Source organism: Streptomyces sp. CNT360, from assembly GCF_000424785.1.
The window spans coordinates 211,131-232,061 of record NZ_KE384245.1 but is presented as its reverse complement, the minus strand read 5'-3'; the positions used below and the strand labels follow the sequence as shown (position 1 = coordinate 232,061).

General features: G+C 71.9%; 22 protein-coding genes and 2 tRNA genes. 16 read left to right on the top strand and 8 right to left on the bottom strand.

Translation table 11 applies throughout. The annotated features are described in order from the left end of the window. Positions 1-200 precede the first annotated feature (200 nt). Together H297_RS0130335 and H297_RS0130330 are read left to right on the top strand one after the other, a co-directional pair. Entirely contained in the window at positions 201-1,388 is a 1,188-nt protein-coding gene (locus tag H297_RS0130335; RefSeq protein WP_027740126.1) for an alpha/beta hydrolase, read from the top strand. A 58-nt stretch (positions 1,389-1,446) separates the two neighbouring features. Next, a complete protein-coding gene (locus tag H297_RS0130330) occupies positions 1,447-2,679 on the top strand; it encodes an acyltransferase family protein (RefSeq protein ID WP_027740125.1) in 1,233 nt (410 codons plus the stop codon). On the opposite strand, the gene H297_RS39220 is transcribed toward H297_RS0130330, so the two are convergent. Continuing rightward, positions 2,658-3,233 carry a MerR family transcriptional regulator gene (locus H297_RS39220; RefSeq protein ID WP_051352317.1) on the bottom strand — a complete coding sequence of 192 codons (576 nt, stop codon included), beginning with the start codon at positions 3,231-3,233 and terminating at the stop codon, positions 2,658-2,660. The two genes, H297_RS0130330 and H297_RS39220, sit on opposite strands and share 22 nt — an antisense overlap. A gap of 121 nt (positions 3,234-3,354) precedes the next feature. Between H297_RS39220 and H297_RS0130320 the strand changes: the two genes are divergently transcribed. Continuing rightward, the gene (locus tag H297_RS0130320) at positions 3,355-4,170 is read left to right on the top strand and encodes a serine hydrolase domain-containing protein (RefSeq protein ID WP_027740124.1); all 816 of its coding nucleotides are present in this window, start codon (positions 3,355-3,357) and stop codon (positions 4,168-4,170) included. Positions 4,171-4,194: 24 nt separating this feature from the next. On the opposite strand, the gene H297_RS0130315 is transcribed toward H297_RS0130320, so the two are convergent. Continuing rightward, positions 4,195-4,908, bottom strand: coding sequence for a pirin family protein (locus tag H297_RS0130315; protein WP_027740123.1), 714 nt, complete (start codon positions 4,906-4,908; stop codon positions 4,195-4,197). Between the two features lie 113 nt (positions 4,909-5,021). On the opposite strand from H297_RS0130315, the gene H297_RS0130310 reads away from it, so the two are divergent. The 5 genes from H297_RS0130310 (at position 5,022) to H297_RS0130290 (ending at position 10,083) form a co-directional block, all read left to right on the top strand. Next, positions 5,022-6,206, top strand: a complete 1,185-nt coding sequence (locus H297_RS0130310; protein WP_027740122.1) for a helix-turn-helix domain-containing protein — start codon at positions 5,022-5,024, stop codon at positions 6,204-6,206. A 100-nt stretch (positions 6,207-6,306) separates the two neighbouring features. Continuing rightward, on the top strand, positions 6,307-7,254 hold the full coding sequence (locus H297_RS0130305) for an ACP S-malonyltransferase (RefSeq protein ID WP_027740121.1): 948 nt from the start codon (positions 6,307-6,309) through the stop codon (positions 7,252-7,254). 22 nt (positions 7,255-7,276) lie between these two features. After that, the gene (locus H297_RS0130300; RefSeq protein WP_027740120.1) at positions 7,277-8,311 is read left to right on the top strand and encodes a ketoacyl-ACP synthase III; all 1,035 of its coding nucleotides are present in this window, start codon (positions 7,277-7,279) and stop codon (positions 8,309-8,311) included. A gap of 72 nt (positions 8,312-8,383) precedes the next feature. Continuing rightward, positions 8,384-8,632 carry an acyl carrier protein gene (locus H297_RS0130295; protein WP_027740119.1) on the top strand — a complete coding sequence of 83 codons (249 nt, stop codon included), beginning with the start codon at positions 8,384-8,386 and terminating at the stop codon, positions 8,630-8,632. 185 nt (positions 8,633-8,817) lie between these two features. Beyond that, positions 8,818-10,083, top strand: a complete 1,266-nt coding sequence (locus H297_RS0130290) for a beta-ketoacyl-[acyl-carrier-protein] synthase family protein (RefSeq protein WP_027740118.1) — start codon at positions 8,818-8,820, stop codon at positions 10,081-10,083. A gap of 161 nt (positions 10,084-10,244) precedes the next feature. Here H297_RS0130290 and H297_RS0130285 read toward each other — a convergent pair whose 3' ends face one another. Next, complete coding sequence (locus tag H297_RS0130285; RefSeq protein WP_027740117.1) at positions 10,245-11,162, bottom strand: NAD(P)-dependent oxidoreductase; 918 nt, start codon at positions 11,160-11,162, stop codon at positions 10,245-10,247. Positions 11,163-11,302: 140 nt separating this feature from the next. Beyond that, positions 11,303-11,797, bottom strand: coding sequence for a DUF3145 domain-containing protein (locus H297_RS0130280; RefSeq protein WP_027740116.1), 495 nt, complete (start codon positions 11,795-11,797; stop codon positions 11,303-11,305). A gap of 305 nt (positions 11,798-12,102) precedes the next feature. Between H297_RS0130280 and H297_RS0130275 the strand changes: the two genes are divergently transcribed. Further along, positions 12,103-13,092, top strand: a complete 990-nt coding sequence (locus H297_RS0130275) for an SGNH/GDSL hydrolase family protein (protein ID WP_027740115.1) — start codon at positions 12,103-12,105, stop codon at positions 13,090-13,092. Positions 13,093-13,510: 418 nt separating this feature from the next. On the opposite strand, the gene H297_RS0130270 is transcribed toward H297_RS0130275, so the two are convergent. Further along, positions 13,511-13,939 (bottom strand): organic hydroperoxide resistance protein, encoded by a 429-nt coding sequence (locus tag H297_RS0130270; protein WP_027740114.1) that lies wholly within the window; start codon positions 13,937-13,939, stop codon positions 13,511-13,513. A gap of 119 nt (positions 13,940-14,058) precedes the next feature. After that, entirely contained in the window at positions 14,059-15,108 is a 1,050-nt protein-coding gene (locus tag H297_RS0130265) for an MDR family NADP-dependent oxidoreductase (protein WP_027740113.1), read from the bottom strand. 88 nt (positions 15,109-15,196) lie between these two features. Here H297_RS0130265 and H297_RS0130260 point away from each other — a divergent pair, with 88 nt between their 5' ends. Then, positions 15,197-15,727: a MarR family transcriptional regulator gene (locus H297_RS0130260; protein WP_078514826.1), complete on the top strand. Its 531-nt coding sequence runs from the start codon at positions 15,197-15,199 to the stop codon at positions 15,725-15,727. Between the two features lie 44 nt (positions 15,728-15,771). On the opposite strand, the gene ku is transcribed toward H297_RS0130260, so the two are convergent. Then, the gene (gene ku / locus H297_RS0130255; protein WP_027740111.1) at positions 15,772-16,863 is read right to left on the bottom strand and encodes a non-homologous end joining protein Ku; all 1,092 of its coding nucleotides are present in this window, start codon (positions 16,861-16,863) and stop codon (positions 15,772-15,774) included. Positions 16,864-16,893: 30 nt separating this feature from the next. On the opposite strand from ku, the gene ligD reads away from it, so the two are divergent. Then, entirely contained in the window at positions 16,894-17,862 is a 969-nt protein-coding gene (gene ligD, locus H297_RS0130250; RefSeq protein WP_027740110.1) for a non-homologous end-joining DNA ligase, read from the top strand. 162 nt (positions 17,863-18,024) lie between these two features. Here the strand turns inward: ligD and H297_RS0130245 are convergent, their stop codons facing one another. Further along, the gene (locus tag H297_RS0130245) at positions 18,025-18,312 is read right to left on the bottom strand and encodes a hypothetical protein (RefSeq protein ID WP_027740109.1); all 288 of its coding nucleotides are present in this window, start codon (positions 18,310-18,312) and stop codon (positions 18,025-18,027) included. A gap of 211 nt (positions 18,313-18,523) precedes the next feature. On the opposite strand from H297_RS0130245, the gene H297_RS0130240 reads away from it, so the two are divergent. The 5 genes from H297_RS0130240 to H297_RS0130220 all read left to right on the top strand — a co-directional run bounded on the left by H297_RS0130240 (position 18,524) and on the right by H297_RS0130220 (position 20,855). Continuing rightward, positions 18,524-18,596, top strand: a tRNA-Asn gene (locus H297_RS0130240). A 281-nt stretch (positions 18,597-18,877) separates the two neighbouring features. Beyond that, positions 18,878-18,951, top strand: a tRNA-Ile gene (locus tag H297_RS0130235). A 290-nt stretch (positions 18,952-19,241) separates the two neighbouring features. Beyond that, complete coding sequence (locus H297_RS0130230; RefSeq protein ID WP_027740108.1) at positions 19,242-19,475, top strand: hypothetical protein; 234 nt, start codon at positions 19,242-19,244, stop codon at positions 19,473-19,475. Between the two features lie 5 nt (positions 19,476-19,480). Continuing rightward, on the top strand, positions 19,481-20,077 hold the full coding sequence (locus H297_RS0130225) for a Clp protease N-terminal domain-containing protein (RefSeq protein WP_027740107.1): 597 nt from the start codon (positions 19,481-19,483) through the stop codon (positions 20,075-20,077). 244 nt (positions 20,078-20,321) lie between these two features. Further along, complete coding sequence (locus H297_RS0130220) at positions 20,322-20,855, top strand: hypothetical protein (RefSeq protein WP_051352294.1); 534 nt, start codon at positions 20,322-20,324, stop codon at positions 20,853-20,855. Positions 20,856-20,931 lie beyond the last annotated feature (76 nt).

Here is a 20,931-nt window from a genome sequence, read left to right as displayed (position 1 = left end):
CGACGCCGGGAAACACCTCCCGACCCAGCAGGCCACCCCGCTCGGGACAGGCCGTCCCGTACCCGGGTACCGCCCCCCTACCCCCGTAGCGCCCGGCGGTTTGGCTCCCGGGGGTGACGTCGGGGGCACAGCCGGGCCCGCACTCTTCCCGCGCCGCCGGCCGGAGACACCGGACGCGCGGCGCCGGGAGGAGATCTGCCATGAAGCGCCGCCGTATGCGCGCTCTGCTCGCCGCACCGCTCGTCGCGGCCGTCCTCGCCGGGACGACCGGCATCACCAGCGGTACGGCACAGACCCCGCCCGCCGGGCCGCCGCCGGGGGCGGCGGCCTGGCGGGCCGACCACTCCCTGGGGCGCACGCTGCCGGACCCCGCAACCGCGAGCCCCGAACGAGTCGCGCAGTTCTTCGCGGGACTGGACGAGGGGGACCGCCGGGCGCTGGTGCGGCGACATCCGTCGACGGTGGGGAATCTGGACGGTGTCCCCTTGGGAGTGCGGTATCAGGCGAACCGGGTGGCGCTCAAGCAGGAGCAGGTGCGGGAGGAGAAGCGGGCCGTCGCTCCCTCGGGTACGCGGGAGGACCACCGGGTGGCGCGGCGTGGTGCCGAGCGGTGCGGGGAACTGCTCGCACCCGGGCGGCAGATCCTCGCCTTCGACCCGCGCGGCCGGGGGCAGGTCGCCGAGGTGTTCGGTGACCTCGCGCGGGCCGAACGCACCGCGGTCGTGGTGCCCGGCTCCGACATCGACCTCGACACCTTCGACGGCGGGGGCGCCAACCGGTACGGCAAGCCCGCGGGAATGGCCGGTTCGCTGCGGGACCGGATGGCTGCACGTGCGCCGCATACGCGGGTGGCCGTCGTCGCGTGGGTCGGCTACACCACTCCCGTGGGGCTGGGCCCGGACGCGGCGACCGGGCGGTTGGCGGAGGCCGGTGCGCCACGGCTGGTGCGGTTCCTGCACGGGCTGGAACGGGCCGGAGTGGCCGCGCCCGCGGTGTTCTGCCACAGCTACGGCTCGGTGGTCTGCGGCCTGGCGGCGCCCCGGCTGAGCCGGGAAGAGGCGGCCGGGCTGGTCGTCTTCGGGTCGCCCGGGATGCGGGCCGGCTCCGTCGCCGCGCTGCACACCGACGTGCCGGTGTGGGCGGCACGGTCTCCCCGCGACTGGATCGGCCGCGTGCCCCACGTGCGGCTCCTGGGGCTGGGCCACGGCGCCGACCCCGCAGAGCGCGATTTCGGCGCCCGGGTGGTGACCGCTTCGCAGGCCGGAGGGCACGGCGGCTACCTGAGTCCGGGCACCGACTCACGCGACAACTTCGCCGCCATCGCCCTGCGTACGTACGACTCGGTGCGCTGCGCACCCTCGTCGCAGGAGTGCGCCCGTGTCCACTGAAACCGGACCGCCCGCAGCGCCCTGCCCCGCACCGTTTCCACGCTCCCTCCCGCACCGCATCCGCACCGCCGTGCGTACCGGCACGCGCACCGTCGAACAGCGCACTCCCGCCCACCGTGACCGCGCCGTGGACGGGTTACGGGCGCTCGCGTTGCTGGCGGTCCCCCTGGGGCACTGGCTGCTCGGCGGGTTCACGCTGGGCGACGACGGAGCACTGCACAACGCGAGCCCCCTCTCGACGCTGGACTTCTTCGCGCCCCTGAGCTGGCTGCTGCAACTGCTGGGGCTCTTCTTCCTGGTGGGCGGGTACTCCTCCGCGCTGTCGCTGCACCGTGCGACCGGGCGGAGCGCGGAAGAGGGGCGACCGCGGTGGCTGCGGGGGCGGCTGGCACGGCTGGGGCGGCCCGTACTGGGCGTCGCCGCCGTGTGGGCCGCGCTGCTGCCGGTGCTGGCCGCGCTGGGGGTGCCCGGCCAGACACTGCGTACGGCAGTCGTGCTGGTCGTCCAGCCGCTGTGGTTCGTCGGCATCTACGCGGGCGTCACCGCGCTCACCCCGTGGTGCCTGCGCGCCGCCCGCAGGTGGGGCGCCTGGACGGCGCTGCCGCTGCTGGCGACGGTGGCCCTCGTCGACTTCCTGCGCTACGGGCCGCACGCGCAGCAGGTGCCCTCCTGGACCGGTCTGGCGAACCTGCTGCCGGGCTGGCTGTTCGCCTACCAGCTCGGTGTGTGCTGGGCGGTGGGCCGACTGCGGCGGGCGTGCGGGTGGCTGCTGCTGGCCGGAGGAGTCGGGCTGTTCGCCGTGCTGCTGCTCGCCTTCGACTACCCCGCCTCCATGGTGGGCGTACCCGGCCGAACGCGTACCAACGCGCATCCGCCCTCGCTGCTGGTGCCGGCTCTGGCTGCCGCACAGTGCGGCGCCGCGGTGCTGCTGCACGGGCGCCTCGCGCGCCTGCTGCGGCGCCCGGCGCTGTGGACGCCCGTGGTGGCGGTGAATCTTTCGGCCATGACTATCCTGTGCTGGCACCAGACGGCGATGCTGGCAACGGCCGTGCCCACCGCGCGGGCGGGCGGTGTGGTGGACGGCCTGACGGCGGCACCCGACTCGCTCGCCTGGGTGGCGGCCCGGCTGGCGTGGCTGCCGCTGTTCGCGCTCGTGTTCGTCGCTCTGAGCCGCTTCACGCGCCGTCTTGAGGTCCCCTGGCACCGCGCGGGCCGGGCGGCACGCGCGGCGGCGGGTGCGCTCGCCGCTGTGTTCGCGCTGTGCGCGCTCTACGCGCTCGCCGTGGTCTGAGCCACCGACGTTCCCCTGTCCTCCGCGTGCGGGCCGCTCTCTGCCACAGGAGCCCGGCCCGCCGCCGCAGCGGGCCGGCCTACTGCCGCATCGTCCGCCACGCTGGAGGCCGCGGGCCGGGCCTCGGGAACGCCCGAGTAGACGCCGATCTTGTAGTCGAGGACCTCCAGGGTCTCGCGCAGCTCCGCGATACGCGTCAGCACGTCCCTGCGGGTGGCCTCCAGCAAGGCCCTGCGCTCGGCAAAGGTCCGCTCGCCCTCGCGGACCATCTCGGCGTAGCGCACCATGTCGGCGACGGGCATCCCGGTGAGGCGCAGTTTGCCGACCAGTTCCAGCCAGTTCAGATCGCGGTTGGAGAAGCGCCGCTGCCCCGTGTGGTTCCTGTCCACATGCGGCATCAGGCCGATCCGTTCGTACCAGCGCAGCGTGTAGGCGGACAGGCCGGTGAAGCCGGCCACCTCGCTGATGGTGTACCTGTCCTGTCCGTCCGGCCGGGGGTGGGGCCCGCCGGCTGCGGCGCACCGTGCGGGCCCGGCCGGGTCCTCGGTGGGCACGTTCTCCGTCTTCGTCTCCGTCACGCTCACAAGTGAACGCTACGGAGTTGGAGTGCGCTCCAAGCAAGGGCGAAAGGGAGGCCAAACTCGGTGCCGGAGTGCTGCCGTTAGGCTCGTGCGCATGGAGAGCCTGCGGATGATCGAGACCTGGCCGGTGCCCAGCGCGGCGGCGGCCGTCGTACGGGCGGACGGCAGCGTGGCCGGGACGCACGGCCCCCAGGGGCAGCGTTTCGCGCTGGCCTCCGTCACCAAGCTGCTGTCCGCGTACGCCGCGCTGATGGCCCTGGAGGAGGGTGCCGTCGAACTGGACGAGCCGGCCGGGCCCGAGGGATCGACGGTGCGGCATCTGCTGGCCCACACCTCCGGGCTGGCCTTCGACGAGCAGCGCGCGACAGCTGAGCCGGGCACCCGGCGGATCTACTCCAACGCGGGGTTCGAGACGCTGGCCGACCACCTGTCCAAGGCCGCCGAGATCCCGTTCCCGCAGTATCTGCGGGAGGGTGTGCTGGATCCGCTGGGGATGGCGTCCACCGCACTGGACGGCTCCGCTGCCAAGGACGCGGTCTCCACCTGCGCGGACCTGGCGCGGTTCGCGGCCGAACTCCAGTCCCCCACGCTGCTGGCCCCCTCGACGGTACGGGAGGCCACCTCGGTCGTCTTCCCCGGACTCAACGGCGTGCTGCCCGGGTACGGCCACCAGAAGCCGAACGACTGGGGGCTGGGCTTCGAGATCCGTGGCGGCAAGTCGCCGCACTGGACGGGTCGGACGTCCTCGCCGCGCACCTTCGGGCACTTCGGCCAGTCCGGCACGTTCCTGTGGGTGGACCCGGAGGCGGGCGCGGCCTGTGCGGTCCTCACCGACCGTGCTTTCGGCCCGTGGGCGAGCGAGGTGTGGACCCCGTTCACCGACGCGGTGCTGGCCGAACTGCGCGGCTGATCACCCCTGCCGGCGCCGCGGGGCTCAGCCGTAGCGGGGCTCCGCGTGCATCTCCCACAGCAGCAGTTCCGCTCCGCCTCCCTGGGCGCGCAGCTCCCATCCTCGCGGGTCGGTCAGCCGGGCGGCGTCGCCCTCCCGCAGCAGCGTCCCGTTCGCGGCAGACGCGTCCTGGGAGGCGGGATCCTTGCTCAGCACCGCGGTGCCGCGCGCCACGTGGACGTACCCGAAGGCGGCGTCCGGCACTGCCGTGCGTTCCCCGTCGACGGGCCGCCGCACATGCAGTACCGCCTCGGTACGCGGCAGCGCGAAGGGCGTGTTGTCCGCGATGCCCCGCACGGTCTCGTACTCGGGTGCCGTGCCGAACGCGCCGGGCACCAGCCACATCTGCACGAAACGCAGCGGCCCTTCCCCGGCGTTGCGCTCGATGTGCCGCACACCGCTGCCCGCGCCGAGCCGCTGCACGTCTCCGGGACGCACCACCGCGTCGTGCCCGGCCGAGTCCCGGTGTTCCAGTTCGCCCTCCAGCACCCAGGTGACGATCTCGACGTCCCGGTGCGGGTGTTCCTCGAAGCCGGCGCCGGGGGCGAGGCGTTCCTCGTTGCAGGCCACCAGCAGCCCGAAGCCGACGTTGTCGGGGTCGTAGAACCCGGAGAAGGAGAAGGCGTGCCGGGTGTCGATCCCGGCCTCCGGCGCGCCGCCCCGGTACCGGTCCGCCGCCCGCCACACCACCTGTGCCATGGGCCCCACCGTAGACGTGCCGCAGGGTGCCGGCCCGCGAGAGGGGGCGCTGATGGACGAGCGCGCTCCGCCCCCGGGCCCGGCCCGCACATCCGGTAAGGCAGGCTTGTCCCGTGCCCGAAGCCACAGACCCACCCCAGCACCCGCACCTGGCAACCCTGCGCAGGCTGGAGCAGTCCTCCGGGAAGCTCGCCGCCGCGGCCATCGCGCGCATGGACGAGCAACTGCCCTGGTACCGCGCGATGCCGCCGGAGAACCGCTCCTGGATCGGCCTGGTCGCGCAGGCGGGCATCGCGGCCTTCACCGAATGGTTCCGGCACCCGGAGACCCCGCAGGCCATCAGCACCGACGTCTTCGGCACGGCGCCGCGGGAGCTGACCCGCGCGATCACGCTGCGGCAGACGGTGGAGATGGTGCGTACCACCATCGAGGTCGTCGAGGCCGCCATCGACGAGGTTGCCGCGCCCGGTGACGAGGCAGTGCTGCGCGAGGCGCTGCTGGTGTACGCGCGGGAGATCGCCTTCGCCACGGCGCAGGTGTACGCACAGGCGGCCGAGGCGCGCGGCGCCTGGGACGCGCGCCTGGAGTCGCTGGTGGTCAATGCCGTCCTGTCCGGGGAGGCCGACGAGGGTGCCGTCTCACGGGCCGCGGCGCTGGGCTGGAACTCTCCCGAGCACGTCGCCGTGGTGCTGGGCACCGCGCCCGACGGGGACAGCGAGTTGACGGTCGAGGCGATCCGGCGGGCCTCCCGGCACGCCAAGCTCCAGGTCCTCACCGGAGTGCTGGGCAGTCGGCTGGTGGTGATCGCGGGCGGCTCCGACGACCCCCTCAAGGCGGCCAAGTCGCTGATCGGCCCGTTCGCCGCGGGCCCTGTGGTGGCAGGCCCCGTGGTGGGCGACCTGCTGGCGGCGACACGCTCCGCGCAGGCCGCGATGGCGGGCCTGAAAGCGTGTGCGGCCTGGCCCGACGCCCCGCGCCCGGTGCTGGCCGACGATCTCCTCCCGGAGCGCGCCATGGCCGGTGACCCGGTGGCGCGGAACCTGTTGGTGGAGGAGATCTACAGACCACTGGAGGAGGCCGGATCCGCGCTGCTGGAGACGCTGAGCGTCTATCTGGAACAGGCCAGTAGTCTGGAAGGGGCCGCGCGGATGCTGTTCGTGCACCCCAACACCGTCCGCTACCGGCTGCGACGTGTGACGGACGTCACCGGCTGGTCGCCGTCGGATGTGCGCTCCGCCTTCACGCTGCGTATCGCCCTGATCCTGGGGCGTCTCGCCGAGTCCGACAGCCGGCCGTAAGCTTACGGGCGTCTTTTGTCGAGGGTCCACAATTACCCTCACCGTTCTTCGTCTCGGTCCCCACCGGCCGAAACCGCTGTCCACAGGAGAGAGTGAAAGGGTGCTCGTACTCGTCGCTCCCGGCCAAGGTGCCCAAAAGCCCGGCCTGCTGACCCCCTGGCTGGAACTGCCCGGCGTCGCCGACCGGCTCGCCCAGTGGTCCACCGCCATCGATCTCGACCTGGTGCACTACGGCACCGAGGCCGACGCCGACGCGATCCGTGACACGGCCGTCGCCCAGCCGCTGCTGGTCGCCACCGCACTGGTGTCGGCGTACGAGCTGCTGGAGGGCGAGCCCACCCAGGACGCTCCCGGCAGGGCCGCGGACATCGGCGCGTTCGCCGGACACAGCGTGGGTGAGCTGGCCGCCGCCGCGCTGACCGGGGTCCTCACCCCGGTCGAGGCGCTGCGCGTGGTCCGGGCCCGCGGCACGGCGATGGCCGAGGCCGCCACCGCACAGGAGACCGGCATGTCGGCGGTGCTCGGCGGCGACCCGGAGGCGGTGACCGCACACCTGGACAAGCTCGGGCTGACCCCCGCCAACATGAACGGCGCAGGACAGATCGTGGCGGCGGGTACCGCGGAGCAGTTGGCCGCCCTCGCCGAGGACCGCCCGGACAAGGCCCGGGTCGTGGCGCTGAAGGTCGCCGGCGCCTTCCACACCGAGCACATGGCCGGCGCCCTGCCCGCCATGGAGGCGGCCTGCGAGGGCATCACACCGGCTGCGCCGCTGACCCGCTACGTCTCCAACTACGACGGACGTGTCGTGGACGGGGGGACGGAGATCGTGCGCCGGCTCGTCCAGCAGATCTCGGCGCCGGTGCGCTGGGACCTGTGCATGGACACCTTCCAGGAGCTCGGCGCCACGGCGCTGATCGAGCTGTGCCCCGGCGGCACCCTGACCGGCCTGGCCAAGCGTGCCCTGCCGGACATGGCCAGGCTCGCGCTCAAGTCGCCCGAGGACCTTGCCGCGGCGCGGGACCTGCTCGCCGCGCACACCTCCGCCTGACCTCCAAGGAGTCCCGAGAAGCATGACCGCGAAGATCAAGCCCGCGCAGGGCTCCCCCTACGCGCGCATTCTCGGTGTCGGCGGATACCGTCCGACCCGCGTCGTACCGAACGAGGAGATCCTCAAACACATCGACTCCTCCGACGAGTGGATCCGCTCCCGTTCGGGTATCGCGACCCGGCACTGGGCGGGCCCGGAGGAGACCGTCGCCGAGATGACGCTGGAGGCGGCGGGCAAGGCGGTCGCGGACGCGGGGATCGCCGCCGCGCAGGTGGGTGCGGTCATCGTCTCCACCGTCTCGCACTTCAAGCAGACCCCGGCCATCGCCACGGAGATCGCCGACCGGTTGGGCACCGACAAGGCCGCGGCCTTCGACGTGAACGCGGGCTGCGCGGGCTTCGGTTACGGGCTCACCCTCGCCAAGGGCCTGGTCGTCGAAGGCAGCGCCGAGTACGTGCTGGTGGTCGGCGTGGAGCGGCTCTCGGACCTGACGGACCTGACGGACCGCTCGACGGCGTTCCTGTTCGGGGACGGCGCCGGTGCCGTCGTCGTCGGCCCCTCCGACGAACCGGCCATCGGGCCCTCCATCTGGGGCTCGGAGGGCGACAAGCGGGACGTCATCTCGCAGACGGTGGCCTGGGACGACTTCCGGGTCGGCGACGTGTCGCAGCTGCCGCTCGCCGCGGACGGGTCGCTGAAGTTCCCCGCGCTGCGCCAGGAGGGCCAGACGGTCTTCAGGTGGGCCGTCTTCGAGATGGCGAAGGTCGCACAGCAGGCACTGGACGCCGCCGGGATCGCGGCCGAAGACCTCGACGTCTTCATCCCGCACCAGGCGAACATGCGGATCATCGACTCGATGGTCAAGACTCTCAAGCTGCCCGATCACGTCACGGTCGCCCGTGACGTGGAGACCACGGGCAACACCTCGGCCGCCTCCATCCCCCTGGCGATGGAGCGGCTGCTGGCGACGGGGAAGGCGAAGAGCGGCGACACCGCGCTGGTCATCGGCTTCGGGTCGGGTCTCGCCTACGCCGCGACGGTCGTTACCCTCCCCTAGTCAAGATCCGAGCAGCCCCGTACGACAGGGTCGGGCGCTGCGGACTCACCGCACACACGAAGGAGCGCCGCAATGGCCGCCACCAAGGAAGAGATCGTCTCGGGCCTCGCCGAGATCGTCAACGAGATCGCCGGTATCCCGACCGAGGACGTGCAGGTCGACAAGTCCTTCACCGACGACCTGGACGTGGACTCGCTGTCCATGGTCGAGGTGGTCGTCGCCGCCGAGGAGAAGTTCGGCGTGAAGATCCCGGACGACGACGTCAAGAACCTCAAGACCGTCGGGGACGCGACCAACTACATCCTGGAGCACCAGAGCTGACGCAGGCGGCAGCACGGCCCGACGCCACCTGACGCTGCCTGACGCAGCACAGCACGCAGCACACCTGCTGCACGCAGCGCACCTGCCGTGTGCGGCAGAGCTGAGAGAAACCCCGTTGACGCGTTTGTCGCCACCCGGCTGCCGGGTGGCTCAAACGAGTCACCCCTACCGTGGAGAGAAATCCAGTGAACGCGACCAATGAATCCGTGGTCGTCACCGGTATCGGCGCAACCACACCGCTGGGTGGCGACAGCGCATCGACCTGGGAAGGGCTCGTCGCCGGGCGGTCCGGTGTCGCACACCTCGAAGAGGAGTGGTCCGCCGACCTGCCCGTGCAGATCGCCGCCCGGGCCGCCGTCGACCCCGGTCAGAGCATCCCCCGCCCGCAGGCGCGGCGGCTGGACCGCTCGGCGCAGTTCGCGCTGATCGCCGCCCGCCAGGCGTGGGCCGACGCCGGTTTCACCGCCCGCGCGGGCGAGGGTGCCGCCGTGGACCCGGACCGGCTCGGTGCCGTCGTGGCCTCCGGTATCGGCGGGGTCACCACCCTGCTCGGCCAGTACGACGTGCTCAAGGAGAAGGGCGCCCGCCGCGTCTCCCCGCACACCGTGCCGATGCTGATGCCGAACGGCCCCTCGGCCAACGTGGGCCTGGAGGTCAACGCACGGGCCGGTGTGCACACTCCGGTCAGCGCCTGCGCCTCCGGCTCGGAGGCGGTCGGCTACGCGATCGAGATGATCCGCAGCGGCCGGGCCGACATCGTGATCGCCGGCGGCACCGAGGCCGCCATCCACCCGCTGCCGGTCGCCGCGTTCGCCAACATGATGGCGATGTCGAAGAACAACGAGGACCCGCAGGGTGCCTCCCGCCCCTTCGACGTCGACCGCAACGGCTTCGTGCTCGGCGAGGGCGCGGGCGTGATCGTCCTGGAGTCGGCCGAGCACGCCCGGCGCCGGGGCGCCCGCGTCTACGCGGAGGCCGTGGGCCAGGGCGTGTCCGCCGACAGCCACGACATCGTGCAGCCGGAGCCCTCCGGCAACGGCATCGCGTGCGCACTGCAGAACCTGGTCTCCCGCAACGACCTCGACCCGGCCGAGATCATGCACATCAACGCGCACGCGACCTCCACCCCGCAGGGCGACCTGGCGGAGCTGAAGGCGCTGCGCAAGGTCTTCGGCGACGAGGTGGACCACATGGGCATCTCGGCCACCAAGTCGATGACCGGCCACCTGCTGGGCGGGGCCGGCGGCGTCGAGACGGTGGCCACGCTGCTGGCGCTGTACCACCGCACGGCCCCGCCGACGATCAACATCGAGAACCTGGACCCGGAGGCCGACGGCGACATCGTGCGCGACACCGCGCGCGACCTGCCGGCCACCGGCCGGATCGCCGCGCTGAACAACTCCTTCGGCTTCGGCGGCCACAACGTGGTGCTGGCCTTCCGTACGGCCTGAGCACCGCGTCCACCGGTCCCAGGTAAGGGGCGGCCTCCATAGGGGGCCGCCCCTTACATCTCTCCGCTCCGTTTCCCCCGCCCATGGGCATCCATGCGGCGCCGCCTCCCCCATCCCTGCGCCTCCGCGTCCAGGCAGCTCGCCCTCGGCCATGGCCGGACTCAGGCCGAGCCGCGGGCGTCGCCTCTGCCGTAGTCGGAGGCCTCGAACGAGGCGAAGTACGAGGCAGCCGCGTCGTCCGCGCCGTGGCCCTGCTCCTCGGCGCGCCGCAGCCGCTCGGTGAGCGCCGGGGTGGCGTCCAGCCGCACCCCCGCCTTCCGGGCCGCGCGGCAGATCAGCTCGGCGTCCTTACGGGCGCCCGAGAGCGGGAACGCAGCCTCGTAGGCCCCCTCCATGATCGACCTGGCCTTCGCATGGAGGTAGGGAACGTCCAGCGGGCCGCCAGCCAGCGTGCCGAGCACCTCGTGCGGGTCCGCACCGAGGCCTTCGGCCAGCGCGAGGGTCTCTGCGGTGCCGTTGACGAGGGTGAGCACCCAGTTGTTGAGCACGAGTTTCAGCCGGCTGGCCGCGCCCGGCTCCTCCGCCAGCCAGCGGGTGCCGGCGCCGATCGCGTCGAGGGCGGGCGCGACGCGCGGGCGGAGGGCGGACGGGCCCGCCACCAGGACGGTCAGCTCCCCGGCCTCGGCAGGGCCCCTGGTGCCCAGTACGGGCGCGTCCAGCAGGTGCAGCCCCTGTTCCGCGGCGAACTCGGCGAGGGGCACGAGTCCGTCGGGGCCGACCGTGCTGCTCTGGAGCCACACGGTGCCCTCGGACAGCCCCGGTGCCGCGGCGCGCATGGCCGCCAGAACAGCGGGACCGTCGTACAGGGCGGTGAGGACGGCGTCGGCACCGCGGACCGCCTCGGCCGCGTCGCGTGCGACGGTGACGCCGTCGGCGGCCAGCGGCTCGGCCCGCTCGCGCGTGCGGTTCCAGGCGCGGACCACGAGTCCGGCGGAGGAGAGGGTGCGCGCCATGGCCGAGCCCATGGTCCCGGTGCCGAGAACGGCGACGGTGGTCACAGCAGACGTTTCGTCAGACATGCGGGCACCGTAGAGGCTCAAGGCGCGTCCCCGGACAAGCGGCGCGCGGGGCCCGGGCGGCGCTGCGCGCCCCCGGCGCGCTGAGGGCGGACCGGGCCGTGGCCGTGCGATCCGGGCTGCCGGCACGGAGGGCGTGGCGGTCAGACCACCTGGTGCAGCCAGCGGACCGGAGCGCCCTCGCCCGCGTAGCGGAACGGCTCCAGCTCGTCGTCCCACGGCTTGCCCAGCAGCTTGGCGATCTCGGCCTCCAGATCGCTCTCGCCCCGCCCGGCCCGGGCGACGGCGGCGCGCAACCGGTCCTCGGGGATGAGGATGTCGCCGTGCATGCCGGTGACGGCGTGGAAGATGCCGAGATCGGGCGTGGAGCTGTAGCGCTCGCCCTCCGCCGTGGGGCATGGCTCGGCCGTCACCTCGAAGCGGAGCAGGTGCCAGCCGCGCAAAGCGGAGGCGAGCTTGGATGCGGTGCCGGGATCGCCCTGCCAGGAGAACTCGGCACGCCAGGTGCCGGGCGAGGCCGGCTGTCTGATCCAGTCGAGGTTGACGCGGGCGCCCAACACGCCCGCGACAGCCCACTCGACGTGGGGGCACAGGGCGCGGGGCGCCGAGTGGACGTACAGAACTCCGCGTGTCGTCACCGGGACCTCCAGTGCGCTGCGAGGGTCGCCACCGGGCGGCCTCGATCACCTATCGGTCACGCGCCGGAAGAGCGCCTGACATTTTGCACCACCGGTCACTTCCCTACCAGCTCCCGAGGTTACGAATAGTAAACACCACCGCGCCCAATTCTCCCCGAAAGGGACAGGTTGTGACGCGAGGTAATATTTATCCGTTGCTGTGCCCGGGGTCGTTCCGACTTCACCGGCCACGGCACAAGCTACCGCGCGGCGGCGCGCGAGGGGTGACGTACCGTCGGTAGGGCACCAGCGAAACAGGGGGTCGCATGCCGGACAGCCACCAGGCGGGGGACGCGCGTCCCCCGCGGCCCCGTCTTCCGCGCTCACGGCGCTCCCGCACGGCTGCGATCTGCGCTTTCGCCCTGGTGATCGTTGCCGGGCTCGTCCTGGCCGTCGCATGCGGCAGCGGGTCGGACGGAGGCAAGAGGCCGGGCGCGCAGCGCACCGACGGCTCCTCGCGCCCCCACCGCGCCCACAACGAACCTGCACCGCACCGCGTCTGGGACCGCTCTCCCGACTCGCTGGCCGCCGTCGGCGACTCCATCACCCGCGGATTCGACGCCTGTTCCCTGCTGTCCGACTGCACCCGGGTCTCCTGGGCCACCGGAACGGCGGACGGCGTCGAAAGCCTCGCCCGGCGGCTGTCGAGCGACCCGCAGGGAAAGAGCTGGAACTACGCCGTCAGCGGCGCCGTCGTCGCCGACCTGCCGCAGCAGATGCGCAAGGCCGCCGCACGGAAACCCGACATGGTGACGGTCATGAGCGGCGCCAACGACGCCTGCCGGCCCACCGTGGGCCAGATGACCGACGTGGCGGACTTCCGCACCGACTTCCGCGAGTCGCTGCACGCCCTGCGTGCCGCCTCGCCCAAAACACAGGTCTACGTCTCCAGCATCCCCGACCTCAAACGGCTCTGGCAGCAGGGCCGCCAGAACCCCATGACGCAGCGGATCTGGAGCCTGGGCATCTGCCAGTCGATGCTCAAGGACCCGCGGTCGACGGACACGGCCGACCAGCAGCGGCGGCAACAGGTGTACGACCGGGTGGTGGCCTACAACGACGTCCTGAAGCAGGAGTGCGCCAAGGACCTGCGCTGCCGCTACGACAACGGTGCCGTCTTCGGCTACCGCTTCACCGCCGCCGAGCTGAGCAGCTGGGACTGGTTCCACCCCAGCAGGCAGGGTCAGCGCAGCCTCGCCCGGCTCGCCTACGACCAGATCACCGCCGAGCGTCCCGACACCCGTCCGCGCACCTGACCGGGCGTCCTCGTAGCCGGCCGGGTCCCCGTAAGGTGTCCGCCCCCGCCTGCGAAGGCCGTGCGAAGGGGCTGGACACTACCGGCAGTTGACGAACGGGAGCGTAACGGCGCGGCGCCGGGGACTCGGGCGGCGATGCCTTCCAGGCCCGCTCCAACGCCAGACGGCCCTCGCCCGCGCGGTGACCGGCCCGCACCTTGCACAGGTGGTCGACGGAGAGCATCCGTTGGGGACCGGCGACGGAGCGGGGGCATCCGGCATGGCGGGCGACGACGGGAGGGTGCTGTCCTCCGACGCGTCCGATAGCCCCGTCTCCGGCCGAGGCCGGCCGACAGAGACCGGGCCCCGCCTGCCCCTGGCCCGGTCTCCAGGGGGCGCGCCCACGCAGCGCGCCGCCCCGGAGGCCGGGCACGGGACGTCAGGCGACGTGCAGCGTGACCTCAAGGTTGCCGCGGGTCGCGTTGGAGTACGGGCAGACCTGGTGGGCCTTCTCCAGCAGGTCCTTGGCCGTGGCCTCGTCCACGTTCGGGATGGAGGCCTTCAGTGCGACGGTGAGACCGAAGCCGCCCTCGGGGGTGTTGCCGATGCCGACCTCCGCGGTGACGGTCGAGCCGGAGATGTCGGCACCCTCCTTGCGGGCCACGACACCGAGCGCACCCTGGAAGCAGGCGCTGTAGCCCGCCGCGAAGAGCTGCTCGGGGTTGGTGCCCGCGCCGCTGCCACCCATCGCCTTGGGCGGGTTGACGACGACGTCGAGCTGACCGTCGTCGCTGGCGACGCGGCCGTCACGGCCGTTCTCCGCGGTGGCGACGGCGGTGTACTTGACGTCGATGGGCTGGATTGCCATGTATGTCCTCCTGTTGGTGGCGCAACCGGGGGAACTCGCGCCCAGGTTCCCGTCGGTGCGGTGACCAGCGTATGCGGTCCCCCTGTCGGGTGAGGCAGTCAGCCCCGGCGGTACCGCTCTCACTCACCGAGGGTGACGATCATCTTTCCGACGTTCTCGCCGCGCAGCAGGCCCAGGAAGGCGTCCAGGGCGTTCTCGACACCCTCGACGACCGTCTCGCGGTACTTCAGCTCTCCTGAGCGCACCCACGCGGAGACCTCCCGCACGAACTCCGGCTGGAGATCCTGGTGATCACGGACGAGGAGCCCCTGCATGCGGAAGCGCTTGGCGATGATCTGGGACAGGTTGCGCGGGGCGGGGGTCGGTTCGGTGGCGTTGTACTGGGAGATCATGCCGCACACGGCGATGCGCCCGTGCAGGTTCAAGGCACCGATGGCGGCCTCCAGATGCTCGCCGCCCACGTTGTCGAAGTAGACGTCGATGCCGTCCGGTGCGGCCTCCTTGAGCTGGTCGGCGACCGGGCCGTTCTTGTAGTTGAGCGCCGCGTCGAAGCCGTACTCCCCCGTGAGCAGCTCGACCTTCTCGTCGGAGCCGGCCGAGCCGACGACCCGCGAGGCGCCCTTGAGCCTGGCGATCTGCCCCACCTCGCTGCCGACGGCGCCGGCCGCACCGGAGACGAAGACGGTGTCGCCCGGCTGGAAGCCGGCGACCCGTACCAGGCCTGCGTAGGCGGTCAGGCCGGGCATGCCCAGGACGCCGAGGTAGGTGGAGAGCGGTGCGGCGTCCGGGTCCACCTTCGTGGCGCGCCGGCCGTCGAGCGTGGCGTACTCGCGCCAGCCCAGCTCGTGCAGGACGTGGTCACCGGGTGAGAAGCCGTCCGCGCGCGAGGCGAGGACGACACCGACGGCGCCGCCGGTCATCGGCTCGTCGAGCTCGTACGGTGCAGCGTAGGACTTGGCGTCGCTCATCCTGCCGCGCATGTACGGGTCGACGGACAGATGGATGTTCCGCACCAGGATCTGTCCGTCCGCGGGCTCGGTGACGGGCTCGTCCCGCAACGCGAAGTCGTCCGGCGTCGGCCAGCCCTGCGGACGTGCCGTCAGATGCCAGGCACGGCCCGTCGCCGGGATCCCGGCCGGATTCGGGGCGGGGGATGCGGATGCGGTCACGATGGCGCCTTCCCTCGATGCTTCAGGTGCTGAAACAACCATGCTCCTGCATATTTCATGTTGTCAAGCATTGCGCTAGACTGGCGGTATGGCAGCAGACGGCCGCGGAGGCGAGAGGGCTGGGGACGCCGACGGCGTCGGGACGACGGGGGGCGGGCACCGCACCGGCAGGGCCCAGGACGCGCTCACCGTCGAGGTGGCCGAGCTGATCGGCACGGTGGTGGCGCGCTACCACCAGGAGTACGAGCTCGCCGCCTCCGCCGAGGCACTGACCGGGGCGCAGGCGCGGGTGCTCACCCTGCTCGCCCGGGAGCCCACCCCCATGCGGCGGCTGGCCCAGCGGCTGAAGTGCGAGCCGTCGAACGTGACGGGCATCGTCGACCGCCTGGAGACCCGCGGGCTGGTCGAACGGCGGCCCGACCCCGCCGACCGCCGGGTCAAGCTCGCGGCCGCCACCGACGAGGGCAGGGGCACGGCGGCCCGGCTCCGGGGCGAGCTCGGTTTCGCGGGGCAGCCGCTCCAGGGGCTGACCATGGCGGAGCGGGCCCTCCTGCGTGATCTGCTCAGACGCATGCTGAGCGAAGCCCCGGACGACGACACCCAGGACGACAACGCCTGACCTGACCCGGCCAGTCTCACCGGCGACGGGCGACCCCGTGCGGCTCACGCGGTCCTGCGGGGGCGGTCGGCCTTCTTGGCGGCCGTCTTCTTCGCGGCACCCTTCTTCGCGGTGCTCTTCTTGGCAGCCTGTTTCGTCGCGGCCGTCCTGCCACCGCTCTGCTTGCTGCCGGTCTGGTCGCCCGCAGCCTTCTTCGAGGCAGTCTTCTTGGAGGCCGCCTTGGACGCGGTCTTCGAGGCCGTCTTCTTCTTGGCGGCGGTCTTCCCTGCCGCGGGCTTCCTGCCTGCCCGCTCCCCGTTCCGGTGTTCGGCCAGCTCGTGCACGGTCGCGTCCCCGTCGGCCCCCGCCTCGCTCCCGGCGCGGGCCTCCTGGACGCTGCGTTCCAGCACGGACATCAGGTCCACCAGCTTGCCGCCGCCCGCCTCCGTCCTGCGGCGCAACTCCTCGGGCGGCGGCTGGGCCCCCTCGGCCTTCGCCCGGACGAGCTCCTCCAGCGCCTCCCGGTACTCGTCGCGCAGGTCGCTCCAGTCGAGTTCGCCCAGCGTCTCCATCAGCGTGTCCGCCAGATCGAGTTCCTGGTCCCGCACAGTGACCTGCTCCTCGGGGGCGACGCCGCCGGCCGAGCGGATCTCGTCGGGCCACAGCATGGTGTGCAGCGCCAGCGCGTCCTCGTACACGCGCAGCATGCCCAGGCTCTCCCGCGCGCGCAGGGCCAGCTTGGCGACGGCGACCTTGCCCGACCGCTTCAGCGCCTCACGCAACAGCACATAGGGCTTGTCGGCGCGCTTGCCGTCGGCGGCCAGGAAGTAGGAGCGGTCCAGCTGGATGGGGTCGATCTCCTCGGCGGGGACGAAGCCGAGGATCTCCACGGTCTTGGCCGTGGGCAGCGGGAGCGCCGCCATGTCGTCGTCGGTGAGGAGGACGGTGCGGCCCTCCTCGGTCTCGAAACCGCGGCCGATCTCCTCGCGCGGGACCTCCTCCTCGTCCAGCTCGCACACCTTGCGGTAGCGGATGCGGCCCCCGTCTTCCATGTGCACCTGGTGGAAGGAGACACTGTGGTTCTCGGTGGCGGACACCACCTTGATCGGGATCGAGACCAGCCCGAAGGAGATGGTCCCTTTCCAGATTGAACGCATACTTTGTCCCTTCTATGGGACTCTCAGGTTATGCCGCACACGGAGATCGGGGGCCACCGGCTGGCCCTCAGCAACCTCGACAAGGTGCTCTATCCGGCGACGGGTTTCACCAAGGGCGAGGCGATCCACTACTACGCCTCGATCGCCGACACCGTCCTGCCTCACCTCGACGGACGCCCCCTCTCCTTCCTCCGCTATCCGGACGGCGTGGAGGGCGAGAAGTTCTTCACCAAGCACGTGCCGCCGGGGACGCCCAGCTGGGTGACGACGCGCAAGATCGACGTCGTCAGCAAGGAGCCGCTGCACCAGGTGCTCATCCAGGACGAGGCGACGCTGGTGTGGGCGGCGAACCTCGCCGCGCTGGAGCTGCACACCCCCCAGTGGCAGTCCGGCCACCAGGCCCGGGCCGACCGTCTGGTCTTCGACCTCGACCCCGGCGAGGGGGCCGACATCCTGGACTGCCGCGCCGTCGCCGACTGGCTGCGCGAGCGCGCCGGCGAGGACGGCATCACCCTGCTGCCCAAGACCTCCGGCTCGAAGGGCCTGCACCTGATCGCCCCCATCGAACGCACGCCCTCCGACAAGGTCTCGGCGTACGCGAAGAAGCTCGCCCAGGAGGCCGAGGCGGACATGCCCGAGCAGGCGGTCAGCAAGATGGCCAAGGACCTGCGCGGCGGCAAGGTCTTCGTCGACTGGTCCCAGAACAATCAGGCCAAGACGACCGCCGCGCCCTACACCCTGCGCGCCAAGGACCGGCCCACCGTCTCCACGCCGCTGACCTGGGAGGAGCTCGCCGCCGCGAAGAAGCCCAAGGACCTGGTCTTCCTCACCTCCGACCTTCCCGCGCGGATCGACGAACAGGGCGACCTGCTGGCACCGCTGCTGGCGGAGACGAAGAAGGGCGGCGGCACGAGTGGCAAGGGCGGAAAGAGTACCGGCGGCACGAGCAGCAGAAGCGGGAAGGCAGCCGGTGGTGGGCGCGGCCGGATCCCGGAGTAGCGGACGGCCCCCGCACCCCCTTTCGGGCTGGGCAGGCAGGAAGAGAGGGCGTTTCTGACGGGCACCCCGTGCGGGCAGCCGGAGGGGGCGCCGACCCGGTGGGCGGCGCCCCCTCCGGCTCCCTCTAGACGCCTCACGGCGGGGCCGGGCGGACCGGGTGGACTAGTGGCCTTCGGAGCCCCAGTCGCTGCCGACGCGGGCCCGACTGTCGCGGACGGTGCGGACGCGGTCACCGAGGGAGGAGGGCAGCCGGTCCTGCACGGCGTCGGCCGCCTTGGAGGCGGCCTGCCGACCGCTGAGTGCTGCCGCCTCGCCCGCGTTCCGCACGGCGGGGTTCTCCGTGATCCTGCGTACGCCCTTCCTGATCTGCTCATAGCGCTCGCGCCCCGCGCGGGCACCGAGCGCGTAGCCGACGGCCAGTCCGGTCACGAACGTGAGTCGGTAGCGCATGGCTTGCCCCTTCTCTCGGCTTGTCTCGGCCTCTTACGGCTTCACGGTTCTTCTCCCGGCCACCCCGGAGGCGTCAGCCACCGGGATGCCTCAAGGGGTACCGCACATGGGCGGCGGCATTACCGATTTCGGAGCACCCCCTGGCATGCGCTAATGTATTCCCCGTCGCAAGGGAGCGCCCCGGCCACCGGGAGCGCGACCGGCGGGACAGTCCCGTGTAGCTCAATCGGCAGAGCAGCCGGCTGTTAACCGGCAGGTTACTGGTTCGAGTCCAGTCGCGGGAGCACCCCTCGAAAGGGCCCCTGGAGGGGCCCTTTTTCGTTGTCCGGGACCGCCCTCGCAAGGCCCCGCGCCCCGGGCCCTGCCCGCCTCGTCGCCCCGCTGTCGTTCCGTCCTGCCGTCCCGTCTTCCTGTTCTCTTCCGGGAAGTTGTCCCGGACCGGGAACCGATCCCCCCTGGTTCGGGGTCCTCACCTGCGTAGATCTCCCCCGGCGCGGGCGGCAGATCCTATGAACGGTTATGCTGCGGCAGACGGCGCGCACAGATGTGCGCGGTGCGCCGTTACGGGGCGGTAGCTCAGCCGGTTAGAGCAGCGGACTCATAATCCGTCGGCCGTGGGTTCGAGTCCCACCCGCCCCACCTCAGCGCGGCTCGGCAACCGTTCCGAGCCGGCTTTCCGACAGGGGCGCTCCTCTCGTGGGGCGCCCCTTCGCACTTCCTCACGCCCCCTGCGACGTGGGCCCGCGCTCACTCTTTCGTGGCCTCATCGCACCGAGGGCCGCGTCGAGACACCGCACACGTGACCAAGGCGTGCACCGTGCACGCCGCACAGGGTGACCCCTTCACCGTTCCGCTCACCCTCGGCACGCCTGCCATCCCTGTTGTCAATAAGGGTTGACATGGCTTGCCTGTCAGCCTACGTTGACACCATGGCTGGTACGGAAGCTGACGAAACACTGCATACCGCTCGGGCCGCGCTCGACCGTGATCCGGCGGTCGGCCTGCGGGCCGTCGCCGCGTTGCGGCGGCTCACCGAGCGGCTGGAGGCGCTCCAGGTCGACAGCGCCCGGCGGGCCGGCTGGTCCTGGGACGAGATCGGGGCAGCCCTCGGCGTCAGCAGACAGGCAGTGCACAAGAAGTACGCCAAGCGGACAGGGAGGTAGCGACGGTGTTCGAACGGTTCAGCAGGGGAGCGCGGGAAGTGGTGATCCGCGCACAGGAGGAGGCCGGTGCGCTCGGGCACGAGTGGATCGGCACGGAGCACCTGCTGCTCGCGGCGCTGCATCTGCCGGAGCAGCCCGGCGCCTCCACACTCCGCAGGAACGGAGTCACGGCGGCCTCCTGCCGGGAGGCGGTCGCGGGTGTGGTGACCGGCACCCAGGACGATCTCGGACCGAAGGACGCGGAGGCGCTCCGTGCGCTCGGGATCGATCTGGAGGAGATCCGCCGGCACGCGGAGTCCGCCTTCGGCGAGGGGGCGCTCGACGGACCGCCGGATGCGCGCGGTTCACGACGGGGGCGCGCGAGGGAGCAGCGCGCCTTCTCTCGGCACATCCCCTTCACGGCCCGGGCGAAGGGCGTGCTGAAGGACGCCCTTCGCGAGGCGTTGGCCCGCAAGGACCGGCGCATCGGTGTGGAGCACATCGTGCTCGGCGCGCTGGGCTCCGGTGACGCCCTCTCGCGCACCCTCTTCACGCGGCTCGGGATCGACCCGGATGACGTACGGGCGCAGGTGCTCAGGGATCTGCGGGCCGACGCCGCCTGAGGCGGTCCCTCCCCCCTCCCGGCCCGGGGCGGCAGTGACAGGTGGGGCCAGAGTTGCTGACGACAGGTCAACTTCCCCCGTACGGCGCCGTCGAGGCGTACAACCCCCGGCGCAGCCGACGTGTCGTACTGGGTATCCGGCGCATCACCCTCATACCTCGGATGCCACCGATGACTCTGATGAGGCCCGATTCGGCGGATGTCACCGACCACACTGTTGTTCCTGAAAGAGGGGGAAAATCACCATGCGTTCCAACCGCTTCTCCAAGGGTGCGCTGGTTGCCGCGACCACGGCACTGGTCCTGCTGCCCGCCGGCGCGGCGTACGCGGGCAGCGGCCCGGCCACCGGGCCCTCGGCCCAGAAGCTGACCCGTACGACGGCCCCCTCTCCCGAGGGGAACCCGGCGAGCAAGCTGGCGAAGGCCGCGGGCGTCTGTGACGACGCGGTCCAGATCGGCGACCGCGCACTCGTCAAGCGAGGCTCGGAAACCCTTGCTTCGGTGAAACAGTTCTACTCGAAGAAGTGCAAGGAGAACTACGCCTACCTGTGGGTGTGGGAGAGCTTCCACAAGACCGCCGCGCCCTACGACGTGACGCTGGGCATCTACAGCTACGAAGACGACGCGGTGCACGCGGGCCAGGCGTGGAAGGCCACCAAGCAGCAGGAGTTCTGGACCGAGGGCGCGAACACGGTCGACGCGTGCACCTCCGCCGTGGGCTCCCTGCGTCCGGCGGGTTCACCGCAGGCCTACGAGGCTTCCACCCAGAAGCGCTGCTGAACCAAGGTCCGGGGTCCGGCGCCGCGTTGGCGGTGCCGGACCCCGGTCGTACGACCCGCCGTGGCGCGCGCGTCCC

Coding starts and splice junctions, on each gene's coding strand:
- H297_RS0130300 (WP_027740120.1), top strand. CDS start 7,277: ATGACCGCGAAGATCAAGCCCGCGCAGGGCTCCCCCTACGCGCGCATT.
- H297_RS0130335 (WP_027740126.1), top strand. CDS start 201: ATGAAGCGCCGCCGTATGCGCGCTCTGCTCGCCGCACCGCTCGTCGCG.
- ligD (WP_027740110.1), top strand. CDS start 16,894: ATGCCGCACACGGAGATCGGGGGCCACCGGCTGGCCCTCAGCAACCTC.
- H297_RS0130220 (WP_051352294.1), top strand. CDS start 20,322: ATGCGTTCCAACCGCTTCTCCAAGGGTGCGCTGGTTGCCGCGACCACG.
- H297_RS0130260 (WP_078514826.1), top strand. CDS start 15,197: ATGGCAGCAGACGGCCGCGGAGGCGAGAGGGCTGGGGACGCCGACGGC.
- ku (WP_027740111.1), bottom strand. CDS start 16,863: ATGCGTTCAATCTGGAAAGGGACCATCTCCTTCGGGCTGGTCTCGATC.
- H297_RS0130295 (WP_027740119.1), top strand. CDS start 8,384: ATGGCCGCCACCAAGGAAGAGATCGTCTCGGGCCTCGCCGAGATCGTC.
- H297_RS0130245 (WP_027740109.1), bottom strand. CDS start 18,312: ATGCGCTACCGACTCACGTTCGTGACCGGACTGGCCGTCGGCTACGCG.
- H297_RS0130285 (WP_027740117.1), bottom strand. CDS start 11,162: ATGTCTGACGAAACGTCTGCTGTGACCACCGTCGCCGTTCTCGGCACC.
- H297_RS0130230 (WP_027740108.1), top strand. CDS start 19,242: ATGGCTGGTACGGAAGCTGACGAAACACTGCATACCGCTCGGGCCGCG.
- H297_RS0130275 (WP_027740115.1), top strand. CDS start 12,103: ATGCCGGACAGCCACCAGGCGGGGGACGCGCGTCCCCCGCGGCCCCGT.
- H297_RS0130315 (WP_027740123.1), bottom strand. CDS start 4,908: ATGGCACAGGTGGTGTGGCGGGCGGCGGACCGGTACCGGGGCGGCGCG.
- H297_RS0130320 (WP_027740124.1), top strand. CDS start 3,355: ATGGAGAGCCTGCGGATGATCGAGACCTGGCCGGTGCCCAGCGCGGCG.
- H297_RS0130270 (WP_027740114.1), bottom strand. CDS start 13,939: ATGGCAATCCAGCCCATCGACGTCAAGTACACCGCCGTCGCCACCGCG.